General features: G+C 37.1%; 16 protein-coding genes. 14 read left to right on the top strand and 2 right to left on the bottom strand.

What is annotated here, in order from left to right:
• The first annotated feature begins 6 nt into the window (after positions 1 to 6).
• The 11 genes from ACTJIP_RS22170 (at position 7) to ACTJIP_RS22120 (ending at position 9,594) form a co-directional block, all read left to right on the top strand.
• The gene (locus ACTJIP_RS22170) at positions 7 to 315 is read left to right on the top strand and encodes a hypothetical protein (protein WP_077413746.1); all 309 of its coding nucleotides are present in this window, start codon (positions 7 to 9) and stop codon (positions 313 to 315) included.
• Between the two features lie 9 nt (positions 316 to 324).
• Complete coding sequence (locus ACTJIP_RS22165) at positions 325 to 738, top strand: PaaI family thioesterase (protein WP_440705107.1); 414 nt, start codon at positions 325 to 327, stop codon at positions 736 to 738.
• 30 nt (positions 739 to 768) lie between these two features.
• Entirely contained in the window at positions 769 to 1,464 is a 696-nt protein-coding gene (locus ACTJIP_RS22160; protein ID WP_440705106.1) for a DUF6624 domain-containing protein, read from the top strand.
• A 59-nt stretch (positions 1,465 to 1,523) separates the two neighbouring features.
• Positions 1,524 to 2,729 carry a 3-oxoadipyl-CoA thiolase gene (gene pcaF, locus ACTJIP_RS22155; protein WP_077413743.1) on the top strand — a complete coding sequence of 402 codons (1,206 nt, stop codon included), beginning with the start codon at positions 1,524 to 1,526 and terminating at the stop codon, positions 2,727 to 2,729.
• Positions 2,730 to 2,807: 78 nt separating this feature from the next.
• Positions 2,808 to 3,401 (top strand): acyltransferase, encoded by a 594-nt coding sequence (locus ACTJIP_RS22150; RefSeq protein ID WP_077413742.1) that lies wholly within the window; start codon positions 2,808 to 2,810, stop codon positions 3,399 to 3,401.
• A 19-nt stretch (positions 3,402 to 3,420) separates the two neighbouring features.
• Entirely contained in the window at positions 3,421 to 4,248 is an 828-nt protein-coding gene (locus tag ACTJIP_RS22145) for an alpha/beta hydrolase (protein ID WP_219072154.1), read from the top strand.
• Positions 4,249 to 4,367: 119 nt separating this feature from the next.
• Positions 4,368 to 6,863 carry a phenylacetic acid degradation bifunctional protein PaaZ gene (gene paaZ, locus ACTJIP_RS22140; RefSeq protein ID WP_077413740.1) on the top strand — a complete coding sequence of 832 codons (2,496 nt, stop codon included), beginning with the start codon at positions 4,368 to 4,370 and terminating at the stop codon, positions 6,861 to 6,863.
• A gap of 100 nt (positions 6,864 to 6,963) precedes the next feature.
• Positions 6,964 to 7,683 carry an XAC2610-related protein gene (locus ACTJIP_RS22135; protein ID WP_077413739.1) on the top strand — a complete coding sequence of 240 codons (720 nt, stop codon included), beginning with the start codon at positions 6,964 to 6,966 and terminating at the stop codon, positions 7,681 to 7,683.
• A 133-nt stretch (positions 7,684 to 7,816) separates the two neighbouring features.
• Positions 7,817 to 7,978, top strand: a complete 162-nt coding sequence (locus ACTJIP_RS22130) for a bacteriocin-like protein (protein ID WP_156118866.1) — start codon at positions 7,817 to 7,819, stop codon at positions 7,976 to 7,978.
• 153 nt (positions 7,979 to 8,131) lie between these two features.
• Positions 8,132 to 8,896 (top strand): DUF4241 domain-containing protein, encoded by a 765-nt coding sequence (locus ACTJIP_RS22125; RefSeq protein WP_077413738.1) that lies wholly within the window; start codon positions 8,132 to 8,134, stop codon positions 8,894 to 8,896.
• Between the two features lie 2 nt (positions 8,897 to 8,898).
• The gene (locus tag ACTJIP_RS22120; RefSeq protein WP_077413737.1) at positions 8,899 to 9,594 is read left to right on the top strand and encodes an SMUG2 DNA glycosylase family protein; all 696 of its coding nucleotides are present in this window, start codon (positions 8,899 to 8,901) and stop codon (positions 9,592 to 9,594) included.
• Positions 9,595 to 9,667: 73 nt separating this feature from the next.
• On the opposite strand, the gene ACTJIP_RS22115 is transcribed toward ACTJIP_RS22120, so the two are convergent.
• A complete protein-coding gene (locus ACTJIP_RS22115; protein ID WP_077413736.1) occupies positions 9,668 to 10,489 on the bottom strand; it encodes a T9SS type A sorting domain-containing protein in 822 nt (273 codons plus the stop codon).
• A gap of 37 nt (positions 10,490 to 10,526) precedes the next feature.
• Positions 10,527 to 11,078 carry a phage tail protein gene (locus tag ACTJIP_RS22110; protein WP_077413735.1) on the bottom strand — a complete coding sequence of 184 codons (552 nt, stop codon included), beginning with the start codon at positions 11,076 to 11,078 and terminating at the stop codon, positions 10,527 to 10,529.
• Between the two features lie 252 nt (positions 11,079 to 11,330).
• On the opposite strand from ACTJIP_RS22110, the gene ACTJIP_RS22105 reads away from it, so the two are divergent.
• The 3 genes from ACTJIP_RS22105 to ACTJIP_RS22095 all read left to right on the top strand — a co-directional run bounded on the left by ACTJIP_RS22105 (position 11,331) and on the right by ACTJIP_RS22095 (position 17,000).
• The gene (locus ACTJIP_RS22105; RefSeq protein WP_180565102.1) at positions 11,331 to 12,095 is read left to right on the top strand and encodes an enoyl-CoA hydratase/isomerase family protein; all 765 of its coding nucleotides are present in this window, start codon (positions 11,331 to 11,333) and stop codon (positions 12,093 to 12,095) included.
• Positions 12,096 to 12,510: 415 nt separating this feature from the next.
• On the top strand, positions 12,511 to 15,483 hold the full coding sequence (locus ACTJIP_RS22100) for a SusC/RagA family TonB-linked outer membrane protein (protein ID WP_440705105.1): 2,973 nt from the start codon (positions 12,511 to 12,513) through the stop codon (positions 15,481 to 15,483).
• Positions 15,484 to 15,494: 11 nt separating this feature from the next.
• Complete coding sequence (locus ACTJIP_RS22095; RefSeq protein WP_077413733.1) at positions 15,495 to 17,000, top strand: RagB/SusD family nutrient uptake outer membrane protein; 1,506 nt, start codon at positions 15,495 to 15,497, stop codon at positions 16,998 to 17,000.
• The last annotated feature ends 90 nt before the right edge of the window (positions 17,001 to 17,090 follow it).

Raw genomic sequence — 17,090 nt, 5'->3', positions numbered from 1 at the left:
ATTTTCATGAATATAGAAGAATTCAGAGCTGAGCTAGAAACCAGGCTTTTAATTGAGAAACAATACTTAACTCAGGAAGCCTCCTCTGTAAATGCTGAGGAAAGGCTTGAGCTGTTAGGAAAGTTTAATGAAAAATATAAGGAGCTGATTAAAAGATTAGCTATTGAAAATGGAATTGATTTAAACGAATCATATCCCTCTGAAAATACATCAGACTCAGAAAATCTTACATATGAGCAAATCATTCTGGGTAAAACGATGGGTGTTTATGACAGATTATCCGATGAGCTGTATGAAGAAATAACAAACATATAATTAACAGAAATGAATCCAAGACAAGTAGCAGATTATATGTTCAATCAGGATTATTTTTCCCAATGGATGAATATCAAGATGATTGAAGTAAAAAAAAATTACTGTTTAATAGAAATGCCCATCAAAAAAGACATGATTAACGGGCTTAAAACTGTTCATGGCGGCGTTACCTTTGCTTTTGCAGACTCTGCGCTGGCATTTTCATCCAACAATACCGGAGATGCTGCTGTAGCACTGAACTGTATCATCAATTTTACCAAAGCAGGAAAAGAAGGTGATGTTTTCAGAGCAGAAAGTGTGTTGGTGAATGACACGAGAAAAACAGCCGTTTATGACATTCAGATTACCAATCAAAATCAGGAGCTGGTTGCAAAATTTGTAGGAACGGTCTACAAAATCGGGAAGAAAGTAACTGATTTATAAAAACTAAAACCAGACACCAAATTAAACAAAATGAGAAAAATAATTGCATTGCTTTTCGGGATTTCAACCCTTTTGATCAATGCTCAGCAGAAAGTAAATGAAACTTTAAAAAAAGAACTTGATGGCATCATGAAAGTGGATCAGGGATACAGAATGCTTTTTGATACCGAGATAACTCCGGAGAAAAAAGAACAGCTGCTGAAAGATCTGAATATTGACAAGGAAGAGTTCAAAAAGAAAAGCTGGCAGCTGGTGGCAGAGCATGATAGTCTGAACATGCAGAAGATAGAAACTATTATTGCTCAATATGGTTATCCCGGAAAAACACTGGTTGGAGAACCTACGAATCAGGCAGCTTGGTATGTAATTCAGCATTCAACCAAAATTGGAAAATATCTGCCTCTCATTAAGGAAGCTGGGAAAAAGAAAGAAATTCCGTTCACATGGGTTGCCATGATGGAAGATAGATATCTGATGCAGGAGGACAAAGAACAGATCTATGGAACGCAGGGAAAAGGTGAAATGACAAAAGATAAAGACGGAAAACAAATCTTTGTCAATTTTGTATGGCCAGTCAAAGATCTTAAAAATGTAAATAAAAGAAGAAAAGAAGCAGGGTTTGATTCCACCTTTGAAGAAAGCGTCCAAAGAATGTATGGGAAGGACTTCAAATATGAACCCTATACTTTAAAACAGGTTTTAGAACTAAGAAATAAAAACAAATAAATAAAAAAGATAGCGTATAATTTTCAAATTATCCATTATCCTATTTTCAAAGTAAAATTATGAACAACGTATACATCATAGACTATGTCAGAACTCCCATCTCAAAACTGCAGGGAGGATTATCAGAAGTAAGAGCAGATGATCTGGCAGCTATTGTGATCAAAGAAGTGGTTGCTAGAAATCCTGAAGTTCCTGTAGGGGAAATTGAAGACGTTATTTTCGGATGTGCCAATCAGGCGGGAGAAGATAACAGAAACGTTGCAAGAATGGGACTTTTACTGGCTGGTCTTCCTTATAAAATCGGAGGAGAGACTGTTAACAGACTATGTGCTTCCGGAATGTCTGCTGTAGCAAATGCATTCCGCTCCATTGCTGCAGGAGAAGGGGAAATTTATATTGCAGGAGGAGTCGAGCATATGACGCGTTCTCCTTATGTGATGTCAAAACCAAGTGCTGCTTTCGGAAGAGACAGCCAGATGTTTGATACCACTTTCGGATGGCGTTTCATCAACCCTAAAATGAAAGAATTGTACGGAGTTGACGGAATGGGAGAAACTGCTGAAAACTTAGCAGATATCCACCAGATCAGCAGAGAAGATCAGGATAAATTTGCCCTTTGGTCTCAGCAGAAAGCAACGAAAGCTCAGGAAAGCGGAAGGCTTGCAGAAGAAATTGTAAAAGTTGAAATTCCTCAGAGAAAAGGGGATCCTGTTGTTTTCGAAAAAGATGAATTTATCAAGCCGACGTCTTCTATGGAAGGGCTGACAAAACTTCGTCCGGCTTTCAGAAAAGAAGGAACGGTAACTGCTGGTAACGCTTCAGGAATGAATGACGGAGCCGCTGCTTTGATTCTAGCAAGCGAAGAAGCCGTTAAAAAATATGGTTTAAAACCAAAAGCAAAAATTCTGGGATCTTCCGTAGCAGGTGTTGAACCAAGAATTATGGGAATTGGTCCTGTAGAAGCAGCTCAAAAAGTATTGAAAAGATTAAATCTTTCTCTTGAAGATATGGATATCATCGAGCTCAACGAAGCATTTGCTGCACAGGCGCTGGCTGTAACCAGAAGCTTAGGGTTGAAAGATGATGATTCAAGAATAAACCCGAACGGAGGTGCTATTGCGATTGGCCACCCACTGGGAGTTTCCGGAGCCAGAATTGTAGGTTCTGCCGCAATAGAGCTTCAGAAGCAGGATAAAAAATATGCTTTGTGTACCCTTTGTATCGGTGTCGGACAGGGATATGCAATGGTAATCGAAAAAGTGTAATCAATTAAAAAAGATAAAAGATATAGAGTCAGGAAAAATGTCTGACATCTGAAATCTACTATCTGATCTTTAACAAATATGAACATCTACTCATACCATGGGATTCGTCCCATTATAAAACCATCTGCTTACATTCATCCGCAGGCAGTCATTATCGGGAACGTAGAAATAGGAGAAGAAGTATATATTGGTCCCAATGCGGTGATCCGTGGCGACTGGGGAAAAATTATCATTAAAGATGGAGCCAACGTACAGGAAAATTGTACCCTTCATGTTTTCCCGAATATAGAAACCATTTTAGAAGAGTCTGCCCATATCGGACATGGAGCAATTATTCATTCTGGTCACATTGGAAAAAATTGTCTGATTGGAATGAATTCCGTTGTGATGGACAAAGCCTATATCGGTGATGAGAGTATCGTGGGAGCATTGGCTTTTGTACCGGCTAATTTCAGATGTGAACCAAGGAAACTGATCGTTGGAAGCCCTGCAAAAATTATCCGTGACGTTTCCGACGAAATGATACACTGGAAAACAGAAGGAACAAAACTTTATCAGGAGTTGGCAAGAGAAGGAAAAGAAGCTATTCTGCCTTGTGAGCCTTTTACTGAATATGTTCAGCAGATTCCAACGAAAATTGTTGATTACAGCATTTGGGATGATATAAAATAATGACCATTTAAAATTAAATATGATTAAAAAAATTGCACTTATATGCAGCATGGTGTTGGCGATGAATGGTGTGGTATCAGCACAGACTGTTACAACAAAACCGCTTACAATCGGAGAAGTGAGGACGATCAAGTCCAAAACGTTAAATGAAGACAGAACGTTGAATATTTATCTTCCACAAGGCTATGATAAAACAAAATCATACCCGGTGATCTATCTGTTGGATGGAAGTATGAATGAAGATTTTATTCACGTGACAGGATTAGTACAATTCTTTAATCAGATGTATTCCATGCCGGAAACCATCGTGGTGGGAGTTGCTAATGTAGACAGAAAAAGAGATTTTACTTTTCATACAGATTTGAAGGACTTACAGAAAGATTATCCTACAACAGGACACTCAGATAAGTTTATTGCATTTGTTGAAAAAGAATTAAAACCTTATGTGGAAAGTCAGTTCAAAACCACAGAGAAATACCTTTTTGGCCAATCTTTAGGAGGGCTTTTGGCCACAGAAATCCTTTTGAAAAAACCGGAAATGTTCAACAACTACTTTATCATTAGCCCAAGTTTGTGGTGGGATGACGAAAGCCTTTTAAAACAAGCTCCACAATTACTTTCAAAATCTCCGGATACTAAAAAGTTTGTCTATGTGTCTGTAGGGAAAGGAGAACATCCGGTGATGGTAAAAGATGCCGAAGCTTTCTATGATGTTTTGAAAAAAGCAGGAAAGAAAAACTGGACGTTGGAATATAAAATGATGGAAACAGATAATCACGCAACCATTCTTCATAGAAGTTTATATGAAGGATTGGTGAAGATGTTTCCTTATCAGGAACCGAAATAAATAATAAATCTAATAATATGACAATGTAAGCTGTAATAGTCACACTTGTCATGCTGAGCGTAGTCGAAGCACCTCACTGGTAAACTATTACACCATTACATTGATAAATTAAATATTTTATGGAAAAGTTAAAAAACTATATCTACGGAGAATGGGTAGAAGGTACCGGAAACGGAGTTCCTTTGTACAATGCCGTTACAGGAGAGCAGGTAGCTGTTTCCGATACCGAAGGGCTTAATTTTGAGCAGGCTCTTGACTATGGAAGAACAGTAGGATACAAAAACCTTTCTTCAATGACTTTCTACGACCGTGGTGAAATGTTGAAAAAAGTAGCACTTTACCTGCTGGAAAGAAAGAAAAAATATTACGACTTATCATATAAAACAGGAGCTACACATGTAGATTCATGGGTGGATATTGAAGGAGGTTTCGGAACTTTCTTTACCTATTCCGGATTGGCAAAAAGAATGCTTCCCAATACATCATTTTGGGTAGATGGAGATACTCAGAAAATTTCAGCTAACGGAACTTTCTTGGGAACTCATATTTTAACACCTAGTGAAGGTGTTTCTGTACAAATCAATGCCTATAACTTTCCGGTATGGGGAATGCTGGAAAAGCTTTCTACTTCCTTATTGGCAGGTGTTCCTTCTATTGTGAAGCCATCTCCTTTCGGATCTTATCTTACCAATGCGGTATTTCAGGATATGATTGAAAGTGGAGTATTACCTGAAGGAGCTGTTCAGTTAGTTTGTGGAGAACCAGGAAATATTTTGGATTATGTACAGGATGGAGACTCTGTATTATTTACAGGTTCTGCCCATACAGGTAGAAAATTAAAATCTCTTCCTTCTATTGCAGGAAATGCAGTCCGTTTCAATATGGAAGCAGATTCCCTGAACTGTTCTATCCTTGGACTGGAAGCAAAACCGGGAACTCCGGAATTTGACTTATTCATCAAAGAAGTTCGTAACGAAATGACCACAAAAGCAGGACAGAAATGTACAGCGATCAGAAGAATTATCGTTCCGGAACATTTAATCGGTGACGTTCAGAATGCTTTGTCTAAAGCTTTGGATCAGACTAAAATCGGAAATCCATTAAGCAGAGAAACCAAAATGGGATCTTTGGTGGGAAGACAGCAGTACGAAGAAGTTCTGAGAAAAGTAAATATTTTAAAATCAGAAACAGAACTTGTCTATGACGGAAAACACGAGCTGGTAGATGCCAATTATGAAAACGGTGCATTTATGAGCCCGAAACTATTCCTGAACGACAAGCCTTTTGAAAAAAATATCTCTCACGATGTAGAAGCTTTCGGGCCGGTATCTACATTGATGCCGTATAAAGATGCTGAAGAAGCAGCTGCGTTGGCAAAAAGAGGAAAAGGAAGTTTGGTAGGTTCAATCATTTCTCATGACGAGAATTTTATCGCAGAAACCTCTTGGAAAATGGCTTCCCAACACGGAAGAATCTTTGTGCTGAACAGGGATAACGCCAAAGAAAGTACAGGCCACGGTTCTCCACTTCCTACATTAATGCACGGAGGTCCTGGTAGAGCTGGAGGTGGTGAGGAAATGGGCGGACTAAGCGGTCTTCATTTCTTCTTACAGAAAACAGCTATTCAGGGATCACCGGATGTACTGAAAGCAATTACCAAGATCTACCAGCAGGGAGCAGAGAAAAAATTCTCAGACAAACATCCTTTCCAAAAGTATTTTGAGGAAGTGGAAGTAGGAGATTCTTTGGAAACCGCAGGAAGAACTGTTACCGATGCAGATATTGTTAACTTTTCCAATGTTTCGTGGGATCATTTCTATGCTCATACTGATGCAACAAGTTTATCAGGAACCATCTTTGATAAAACTGTAGCTCACGGATATTTCATCCTTTCAGCAGCGGCAGGATTATTCGTTTCAGGTAAAAAAGGACCTGTTATTGCCAATTACGGATTAGAAGAATGTAGTTTCTTCAAACCTGTATATGCTGGAGATACGATCACTGTTTATTTAACAGCAAAAGAAAAAATCAACAGAGGAGTAAAAGGAAGAAACATTCCTTCCGGTGTTGTAAAATGGCTGGTTGAAGTGGTGAACCAAAGAGATGAGGTGGTTTGTGTAGCAACAATTTTGACATTGGTTGCAAAACAATCTCCTTTCATTGATCTGAATGTGAAAAATGTTCAAAAAATGTTGAATGGATTAACAGAAAGCACTCCTGCGCTTTGGGGAAAAATGTCTCCACAGCAAATGATAGAACATCTTGAACAGGCTCTTCTGGTAAGTTTTGGTGAACCTGAAGCAGAGAAATGTTTCACCCCGGAGGAAAATCTTGAAAAATGGCAGGATTCTCTTTACAATCATAGAGCAATGCCAAAAGAATTTACAGCTCCTTTCCTTCCGAAGGATGGCTCACTTCCGGAACCAACACACAGAAATCTGGAAGCCGCAAAACAATCATTCATGGATAACCTGAAGAAATTTGTGATCTATTACAAAGAAAATCCACAGGCAGAACACATGAATTATGTATTCGGAAAACTGAATAAAGAAATGTGGGAACTGATGCACAAAAAGCATTTTACGCACCACTTCCAGCAGTTTGGATTGATTTAATTCAGGAAAATATAAATTTAAAATCCCTTTCAGTAATTGAAAGGGATTTTTATTTCAAATATGACCGGAAATATATAAATTCAGGAATATTTTTTTAATCATGAAACCTTTAAACATTTCTATTGTCTTTTGTTCTTTTTTACTTTTACTCTTTTTTTCCTGTTCTGGAAATCCGAAACCTGATAAAAAAGGTTATTTTTCTGAAGAAAAATTTGTTGATAGCTTGAATGTTGGACGGAAGGGTAAAACCAAAGTCGAGATTGAAAAATTCCGGCATGTCAAGAATGGTGATGTGTTTGTTACCTTGAATTTTTATGATCTAAAAGATATCTGGGTGGAAACTAAAGGTTCAATATTTCATACCTGGGAATTAAAGAACAGTTTTAAATTTATCAAAGATGGAGTAACCGGTTTAGACGTTCAGATAAGTGACTTTAATAATGATGGCTTCAATGATATGACTTACCAAAGCGGAATAGCTGGAAGAGGAGGAAATATTGTAATGACCTTATTTTTATATGAACCGAAAAATAAAGATTTTATCCACATCAAAAATTCAGATAATTATCCAAACCTAAGTTTTAATTCAAAACTAAATTGTATCAATTCTGTAATTTTAACAGGCTCTACCACAACCGCATTTCTAAAAATTAAAAAAGATTCTCTGGATGAATTTGCACGAGTAGATGTTTCTGATAAAATAGTGGTGGAAGAAAAAGATTCTACAGGCAAGTTTAAAATTATTGAAGAAAAACTATTCAAAGGAAAGGATGATGATTTTTATAAAATTTTTAGAAACTACAAACCTTTAGAATATTGATAGGCTTATTTTATATAGAGGAGGATGTTCATTATTTCAGTTAGTTATATTTTTTTTGCTTAAAAATACCTAACTTTAATAGGCGAAATCCGAAAAGCATATAGAGTAGGAGAAAACATCAAAACTGACCACTATGAAAAACTTAAAAAAACTTTCAAGACATGAGTTGAGATCTCTTAAAGGATCCGGGCCAAACTGGTCTTGTGTCCTTAATCCTTGTCCTCCCGGAAGCTGCTGCCTTCCTGGAAGATGGCCTGATATTGCCAGAGCATGTTATATATGTGCCGATTCTTAGATTTTTTTTAACTTAAAACAATACATAAAGCTGCAATTCCTCGTGATTTGCGGCTTTATTTTATAATCTTTTGTTAAAACATCTTTCCTGTTTGATGCACTTAGATTTATTCATTACTTTCAAACCTGAAATCAATTCATAAAATAAAAAATAATGAACGAAAACTGGATACAAAAATGGGAAGAAGTGAAAAATATTCTGGTTTGTCCTACAGATCTGGAATCGTATTTTACTTCTGATGAAATTCTGGGAAAGAAATTAGAGACGATGGAAATTGGAAATATTTCTCTTCCTTCCGGAAAAGTGGTGGTAAGAGATCCTTTGGTTTCTTTAAATGCAAAGCAATCACCTTATTTTATTCAGACTCCGAAGGGGAATTTTCCTGTGACTATTGCCGTGGTAAAATCTGAAGATTGGGGGGACAGGTATGCTGTTGTAAAGGTTGAATTTACCAAAGAAAAGCCTGTTATTTACAGAGAAGCATTAGTCGGGATTGAAGAATTGGAGGGGGTAACCGAAGATGATTTTTTTGGTTTCGGAGTAGATGCAGGTTTGGGGTGTATTACTGATAAAGAAGTACTTCCTTTTGTAGATAAATTTGTAGATGGAATAGCTGTCGACAATGTTTATGATGATTATTTCGCTGAGCTTTTCTCACAAAGCTATAAAGAACATCCCAATAATCAGAGGGAAGCAGGTGACTGGATCAATTGGACGGTCCCGGGTACCAGTTATCAGATTCCGATGTTTGCAAGTGGTTTTGGCGATGGTAGCTATCCTGTTTACTTTGCTTATGATGACAATGAAGAAATCTGTGGTTTATACATTCAGTTTATTGATATTGAGTTGGCTTTAAGTGATGAGGATGAGGATGAAGATGAGAGTGAACCTGACAATTTTGTTTTTCTTAAAAACTAAATATGAACAAAACTTTTGCAGACCACATCATTGAATTCAATGAAAACCTTAGTTATAAAGGAAGCCTTCCTGAAGGTTTTGAAGTTTTGAATCCCTATCTGGATAATCCTGAAACATTAACGGTGATGCAAAAGTTTTATCACAAGTATTATAATGATTCCACTCAGCGAAAATTTATGATCGGAATCAATCCCAGCCGTCATGGAGCAGGGGTAACCGGAGTTCCGTTTACAGATACCAAAAGACTTGAAAGTATTTGTGGAATAAAAATGAAATCAGCCCATACCCATGAAGTTTCTTCTGTTTTCATGTATGATATGATTGAAGAGTATGGAGGTGTAGATCTTTTTTACAAAGACATTTATATCAATTCTCCATTTCCGCTGGCTATCGTGAGAAAAACAAAAAACGGATGGCTTAATGCCAATTACTATGATGATAAAAAGCTGTTTGAAGCTGTAAAAGACTTTATGATCGAATCTTTGAAGAAACATATCAGTCTTAGTCTCGATACGTCAGAGGTATTTGTTCTGGGTAAAAAAAATGCTGACTTTATTTTAACACTAAACAAAGAAGCAAAACTGTTTGATACCTTGACTGTTCTTGAACATCCCAGATATATTCAGCAGTATAAATCGAAAGAAAAACAGCTGTATATAGACAAATATATTCTGGCATTGAAAAAACAAAACCCTTAAAAAATATTAAGGGTTTTGTCATTCATGAATTAGAATCTTTATGGGATATGGAACTATATAAAATTTTCTGAATTTAGTTTTTAATAACTTTGGTTGATTCTGTTGCTGTTTTGATAATATAAACTCCTTTTGGAAGCTCTGAAATATTGATTTCATTATTTCCCTTCTGAGTTTGTACTGTTTTCAGCGTTTTACCATCCAGACTGTAGATTTTAGCTTCACTGGCTTTTTCTGTTGTGATAGAAATAGGTCCGTTGGTTGGGTTAGGATAAACAGTCAAGTCTTTTTTAATGCTTTTAGCTTCCGAAGTACCCAATACCAGATTGCTGTCTTTTACCCAGGTGAAAGCATCAATGGCTACATATCGGTATAACCCGTTCGCAGTGATCTGCAGCTCATCAATCACAATGTTTGAGTAATTTTGTCCATTTAAATTAGTTAGGTCAATCAGGGTGTATCCGTTCGTACTCCCTAAACTTGTCGCAAATCCGCTGGTTTTTGTTTGGGTAAATTTTGTGACTCCGCTGAGTTTTCCGGTTACAGTTAGTGTTCCTGCTACATTGAGATCGAGGTTCAACGCAGAAAGATACATCCAGAATCGGTTTACTTTAAATAAATTAGAAGTTGTTTTAATACTGAAAGAGGGAGGAGACTGGGTATCGTTGGAATTGTCAATGTATCTGTTGTCATTAGCTGTTCCATTCCAGCCTGTACCTGGGTAATTTCCTTGAATATCGAAAACACTTACATGTGAAATGATATTGAAAATGACTCCATTGTCGGTGAAGCTTGTACTTCCGTGCGATTCCGTTTCAAATTGTTCTGTACTGGTCTGCCCGAATGTGATAATTGAAATGAGCAGACTACAAATTGTTAAAAAAGTAGTGCTTTTCATGATTTTTTTTGTTTTAAATATTAGGTTATTGTGAATATTAATCTCTTGGAGGGTAAATGCCTTCAACGCAGATGATATAATTTAAACCCAGATAAGGAGGCATATTATTCACCGGTAAATTTTGTCCTATAAAGGCAATGCTTTGTCCGTTAATCACGGTATCAGGATTAGAATCATTTACAAAGCTGGATACCACGTTGAAATCTCTTCCCACCTGTGTTCCTGAGATCGCAATAGATGATGTAGCAGTAGGTGTTGATGAGTTGGCATTCTTATTAGCTACTTTCAATTGGAATCCACCTGCGATGCTAGGAAGATTTGAGGTTAAAAGAGTATTCTGTGTAGTACCGGATACCACTCCCAAAGGATAGAACTGGTTGGCGTTTACATTTCCTGCTCCTAAGGCCATACGCCCTTTTAAGTTAGGTAACGCAAAAGTACTGATACCATCTCCTCCGTAAGTTGTTCCTAAAATAGAGAATAGGGCTGAATTTCTTGAAATGCTTATTAAGCTTCCGTCGCAAAACATCCAGCCTCTAGGTGCGAAATTTCCTGCAAATAATTTTACAATTCCAATGTACTCTTCCATAATAATGATATTTAGTTTTAAATTTCTTACTCTGTTATGGGCTTTTCAGATTCCGCCTTTGGTTATTATTCTAAGCCAAAGGAACGATTAATAAGAAGGGAGTGCTAGAGTAGAAAATACCAAATTATAGATTCCGTATTTCTACGTAAGGGGAATCTTATAAATGGTATATCTATAATAGAAATTATTATCTTTAAGTTTCTCTGAAAGAGCTGTATTTCGTATTTTTGTAAGAATCCAATAAAAATAAAAATGAGCGAATTTGTAGCATCAGAAATTAAAAATAATATTGCTGAGATCAGTTTCGGAACACCCAAAAGCAATTCTCTTCCGGGAGCTATTTTAGAAAAACTGGCAGAAACCATTCTTGAAGAGGGAGCGAAAGATGAGGTGAAAGCTATTTTAGTAAAAAGTGCAGGTGAAAAAGCTTTCTGCGCAGGAGCAAGTTTTGATGAGCTTTTAGCTATTGAAGAACTGGAAGCTTCCACACAATTCTTTGGTGGTTTTGCAAAAGTGTTGAATGCTATGAGAAACTGCGGAAAAATCGTAGTAGTAAGAGTTCAGGGAAAAACAACTGGCGGAGGAGTTGGAATTGCTTGTGGAGCAGATTATTGTTTTGCAACGAAAGATTCGGCTTTAGCACTTACTGAGATCAATCTTGGAATAGGACCTTTTGTAATAGGACCTTATGTAGAGAGAAAGATCGGAAAGTCACAATTCTCTGCGATGGCTATTGATGCAGACTTCAGATCTGCTGAATGGGCTGAGCAGCATAATGTCTATCATTCCGTATCAGATTCTATTCAGGAGATGGATGAGAAACTGGAGAATTTTTTACAGACTTTAGCGTCAAGAAACAGTGAAGCTTTAGCATTAATTAAAAAAGTGTCATGGGAGGGAACAGACCACTTCAACGAATTGATGCCGGCGAGAATTCATATGAGCGCAAGTCTTATCCTGGAAGATTCAGCCAAGAAAAATATTCAGTCTATTAAAGAAAAGTTGAGAGCGAAATAAATTTCTTCTTTATTAAAAAAAATAATAAGATTCTAATCTATACATGATCCGGCGAAACATTTGTTTCGCCGGATTTTTTTATGTCTTTTGTATTTCAATATTGCATTATTCAAAAGTTATTCTTTAGTATTTGTAGAATTGATTTGGTTTAATTATTTGGGTGTTTTAATATTCTTTTGTTAATTAAATCGTTATTTTGGTTTCTATTTGATGTGTTTTTAACTTATTTTACGACATTTTCTTCTTTTTAATAAACTTATTTAACTCAATTTTAACATATTTTTTTAATAAATAGTCAAATTTTGATTAAAATTTTAAATTGATTAAATTTAATTAATTAAAATATCATTTTCTTTGCGTTTTCAATAGTTTTTATTGTATATATTTGCTTTCATACTGTTAAAATATGTTAAATATGAAAATGAAATTAATATTGAGTACTGCTGTGCTGTTCTTTGTAGGGGGACATCTGGTGGAGGCTCAAAAAACAAAACGTGACACAATACCGCAGGATACTAAGATTGATGAGATCGTTGTGGTAGCTTATGGAAGCCAGAAAAGGGAAACTATGGTAGGTTCCAATACCGAAGTAAAAGCTAAACAATTTGCAGACCGGCCCATAACGAGTATCGGACAAGCTTTAGACGGAGCGAGTGCCGGGGTTAAAGTAAGTACCGGTACAGGACAGCCGGGAAGTTCGCCAAGTATTCAAATCCGTGGAATAGGTTCTTATGGTATTACAACAAATCCTTTATATGTAGTAGATGGGACCATATATACCGGTTCTCTTGCTGCTATCAATCCCAATGATATTGCTTCATTCAATATCCTGAAAGATGCTGCCTCTACCTCGTTGTATGGTTCTGCAGCCGCTAATGGAGTTGTTTTGATTACCACAAAATCAGGTAGAAAAGGAAAAGATGCTTTCAACTTTAGTATGAGTACCGGAGCGGTAGGAAGATCAATCCCGGAATATGACAGAATAAATGTTTATCAATATTATCCGCTTATCTGGGAAGCTATCAGAAATGGGAGATTTGCATCTAATCCGGGATTAGGGCTTGCAGATGCTAATAATTATGCTTCGATAGTTTTGGTTACTGGAAACGCACAATATGGGCCGGGTGTTCTAAAAACGAATGTATTTAATGTTGACCCTCATCAATTAGTTATTAATGGTGTTTTAAATCCTGATGCTAAACTTAAATATACAGATTTAGACTGGCAAAAACCTTTGATGAATACAGGTTTCAGACAGAATTATGAATTGAATTACAGTGGAGGAAGTAATACAACGACATACTTTTCTTCAGTAGGATATACCAATGAAACAGGATATCTTATCAAATCAGATTTTGAAAGATTTACAGCAAGATTGAAAGTAGATTCACAAGTTAAAAGCTGGTTGAAATTAGGAACAAGTATCAGTGGAGTATCTTCTAATGGAAACAATTCCGTGGAAGGTGTGGATAATAATTCCGCTTATATCAACCCATACAGATGGACAAGAACGATGGGGCCTATTTACAGTCCTTATGCTCATGATCCTAATACATTTGCAACCCTTTATGACAGTGCAGGGAACATCGTATATGATCCGGGAAGTGCCAGAGGTGCTGATGCTGCAGCGGGAAGAAACGTCATTCAGGAAACGCTTTTAAATAAAGATCTTTCTAAAAATTACTACATCATTTCCAGAGCCTATGCTGAAATCAAAGTAGATCCGTATCTTACTTTATCTACCAATGTAGGGTACGACATCAGAAATAACAGAAGAAGTACCTATGGAAATAAAATTATCGGAGATGCAGCTCCGGGAGGTTCAGCAGAGAAGTATAGCTTTACGGAGCAGACTTTTACCTGGAATCAGCTCTTAAACTATAAAAGAAAATTCAACGATCATAATTTTGAATTCCTTTTAGGACATGAAAGCTATAAATTCATGTATGAATATCTGTACGGATATAAAAAAGGCCAGATTGTTGACGATAATGATGAGTTGATCAACTTTGTAACGCCTGCAACACTTACTTCCCGTACAGACAATTATAGAAAAGAAGGGGTGTTTTCAAGATTGAATTATGATTACAAATCAAAATATTTACTTTCAGGATCTATCCGTTGGGATGGCTCATCCAGATTTGCCAAAGATGTAAGATGGGATTCATTCTGGTCTGTTGGTGCAGGATGGAGACTAAAAGGAGAAGAGTTCTTAAGTAATTCTAACCTTGTCAGTGAACTGAAATTGAGAGGTTCATATGGTGAAGTTGGAAACGACAGAACAGACAGTTATTATATGTACAAAAGTACTTATACCTTAGGGTATAATAATGCTCAGGAACCTGGAATCTTATTTGGTTTCTTAGCAGATCCTACCATAACCTGGGAAGCTAATAAGCAAACTGATGTAGGGATTGATTTTGGCTTTTTAAATAACAGAATTACAGGATCTGTAGAATACTATAACAGAGTTACTGAAGATTTGATCTTCCCCGTTCCTCTTCCAGTTTCTGCAGGTGTTCCGGATAATACGATCAGTAGAAATGTGGGAACAATGTATAACCGTGGATTTGAATTCAGTATTAATGCGGACGTTATTAAAACTCAAAATTTCACATGGAATATCAATGCGAATGCATCAACACTTAAAAACCAGGTTACAGAACTTACTGATGGGATCACGGAAATCATCAATGGAACGAAGAAAGTTTCTGTAGGACACTCAATATATGATTATTGGTTAAGACAGTGGTATGGAGTAGATCCGGCGGATGGTTCACCTTTATTTCTTGTTGCTGATGCGTTTGCTAATACAACAGCTGCTGATATCAGAACCGTGAACGGTCAAAAAGTGACGACCAATTTTAACAAAGCAAAGTATGATTATTCCGGGACCGCAATTCCTGATTTGTTTGGAAGTTTTGGAACAGCGATTACTTATAAGCAGTGGTCATTGTCAGCAATGTTTACCTATCAGTTAGGCGGAAAAACCTATGACTCCAACTATGCCGCACTAATGTCTGCTTACTCACAAGGAGGGGCTTTAAGTACAGATATTCTGGATAGATGGACTACTCCGGGGCAGATCACAGATGTGCCTGCATTGAACTCGTCAACATATACAAGTTCAAATGCCGGTAATTCATCAAGATGGCTGGTGAGCTCAGATTTTATAACATTGAGACAGGCTACATTAAGTTATAGCTTTGCTCCGGAAACTTTATCTCAACTTGGAGTATCAGGATTAAGAATTCTTGTTTCTGGTGAAAATTTATGGAGTAAAACAGCCAGAAAAGGATTGGAACCAGCTCAGGCAGCCAACGGTACTGCATCAAACAGATATACTCCGGCGAGAGTGGTAACTATAGGATTTAATGTGTCATTTTAAATAATTAAGTAATGAAAAATATCAAAAAGCAATATATAAAATGGGCTGTTGTCCTTTCAGTCTTTACAGGAATGGTTTCGTGTGAGAGCGATTATCTTGAAACAGATCCTACGACTGCAGCCTCTGAAGAGGCGGCTTATTCAAGTGCAGCTAACCTTATGGCGATTGTCAATGGGATGCATAGAGATATGTATTCAAGACAAAATGATAGCCAGGGACAAAATGGTCAGGGAGGTATTATGATTATGATGGATGCCTTGGCTGATGATCTTGTATTTCCATCTACAGGAAATGGTTGGTATGTATCAACAGTGAGATGGCAGGACCAGGTGAATGAAAGTGGATCCAATGATTTTTATCCTTACCAGTTTTACTATGCATTGATCAGAAATGCAAATTTGGTTATTGCGAATGGCCCTTCAGTTCCTGCACCAACTGCCGCGGATGCTGCTACTATTAAAACAGCAATTGGTGAAGCATATGCCTTCAGAGCTTTCTGTTATTATATGTTGGTTCAGATTTATGGTAAGAGATATGTACCGGGTGCTAATAATACACAGCTTGGAGTTCCAGTCAGACTAGTGGCGAATGAAATACCTTTAGCAAGAAACACAGTTGAAGAAGTATATACCCAGATCAACAAAGATCTTAATGAAGCAGCGACGAGACTTGCAGGAGTTACCAGAGCTACAAAATCACATTTCAATGACAAAGTGGTTTTAGGATTAAGAGCTAGAATTGCATTGACACAAGGGAATTACGCTGCTGCTATAACGGCTGCTCAGTCGGCTCGTGCAGGGTTTCCATTGATGGATAATGCTACTTATACTGCCGGCTTTAATAATTTGGCAGGTGTTGGTGAGTGGATGTGGGGAGCTACAATCATAGCAGATCAAGGAGATACATTTTCAAATTTTGGGGCGTATATGTCAAGAAACTTTAACTCAACCAATATTCGTCAGGCTCCAAAAGCGATTAATAGTAAATTATTCCTGTCATTCCCATCTACAGATATTAGGACTAAGAATTTTGATCCAACAGGAGCACATACTGGACTAAGTTTACCTTCAACATACTCTAAATTCCCATACACAGGACAGAAGTTTCTTGCGGCAAGTCAGGCAGACAGTAGAGTAGATGTTCCTTATATGAGAGCTGCAGAAATGTATCTTATTGAAGCGGAAGCTTTGGCCAGATCTGGAGACGAAGCTGGTTCTAAAGCTGTTTTCAATATATTTGCGAAAAACAGAAACATTTCTTACACGGGAGCCACTACAACAGGGGCTGCATATATCACAGAAATTCTTGACAGCAGAAGGCTGGAATTCTGGGGTGAAGGTTTCAGGTTCTTAGATCTTAAGAGATTGAATCTTGGTTTGGATAGAACAGGAGCGAACCATTCTTCTGTAGTTACCAATAACGTAATGACCGTTGCTAATACAGACTTACGTTGGGAATTCCTTATTCCTAGAACTGAGATCAACGCTAATCCATTGATTGTTCAGAATCCGTTATAAAAACAACAAATTTTAATATATTCTGAGAACCTCGCTTTTGGCGGGGTTTTCTTTTTGTTAAAACGAATATCAGTTGCTGCAGAGTCATCA

Source organism: Chryseobacterium sp. 22543, from assembly GCF_052044565.1.
In the GTDB taxonomy this organism is placed as follows: Bacteria; Bacteroidota; Bacteroidia; order Flavobacteriales; family Weeksellaceae; genus Chryseobacterium.
Note: the sequence above shows the minus strand (reverse complement) of the source record. Positions and strands in the feature narration are given on the sequence as shown.

Coding starts and splice junctions, on each gene's coding strand:
- ACTJIP_RS22170 (WP_077413746.1), top strand. CDS start 7: ATGAATATAGAAGAATTCAGAGCTGAGCTAGAAACCAGGCTTTTAATT.
- ACTJIP_RS22165 (WP_440705107.1), top strand. CDS start 325: ATGAATCCAAGACAAGTAGCAGATTATATGTTCAATCAGGATTATTTT.
- ACTJIP_RS22160 (WP_440705106.1), top strand. CDS start 769: ATGAGAAAAATAATTGCATTGCTTTTCGGGATTTCAACCCTTTTGATC.
- pcaF (WP_077413743.1), top strand. CDS start 1,524: ATGAACAACGTATACATCATAGACTATGTCAGAACTCCCATCTCAAAA.
- ACTJIP_RS22150 (WP_077413742.1), top strand. CDS start 2,808: ATGAACATCTACTCATACCATGGGATTCGTCCCATTATAAAACCATCT.
- ACTJIP_RS22145 (WP_219072154.1), top strand. CDS start 3,421: ATGATTAAAAAAATTGCACTTATATGCAGCATGGTGTTGGCGATGAAT.
- paaZ (WP_077413740.1), top strand. CDS start 4,368: ATGGAAAAGTTAAAAAACTATATCTACGGAGAATGGGTAGAAGGTACC.
- ACTJIP_RS22135 (WP_077413739.1), top strand. CDS start 6,964: ATGAAACCTTTAAACATTTCTATTGTCTTTTGTTCTTTTTTACTTTTA.
- ACTJIP_RS22130 (WP_156118866.1), top strand. CDS start 7,817: ATGAAAAACTTAAAAAAACTTTCAAGACATGAGTTGAGATCTCTTAAA.
- ACTJIP_RS22125 (WP_077413738.1), top strand. CDS start 8,132: ATGAACGAAAACTGGATACAAAAATGGGAAGAAGTGAAAAATATTCTG.
- ACTJIP_RS22120 (WP_077413737.1), top strand. CDS start 8,899: ATGAACAAAACTTTTGCAGACCACATCATTGAATTCAATGAAAACCTT.
- ACTJIP_RS22115 (WP_077413736.1), bottom strand. CDS start 10,489: ATGAAAAGCACTACTTTTTTAACAATTTGTAGTCTGCTCATTTCAATT.
- ACTJIP_RS22110 (WP_077413735.1), bottom strand. CDS start 11,078: ATGGAAGAGTACATTGGAATTGTAAAATTATTTGCAGGAAATTTCGCA.
- ACTJIP_RS22105 (WP_180565102.1), top strand. CDS start 11,331: ATGAGCGAATTTGTAGCATCAGAAATTAAAAATAATATTGCTGAGATC.
- ACTJIP_RS22100 (WP_440705105.1), top strand. CDS start 12,511: ATGAAAATGAAATTAATATTGAGTACTGCTGTGCTGTTCTTTGTAGGG.
- ACTJIP_RS22095 (WP_077413733.1), top strand. CDS start 15,495: ATGAAAAATATCAAAAAGCAATATATAAAATGGGCTGTTGTCCTTTCA.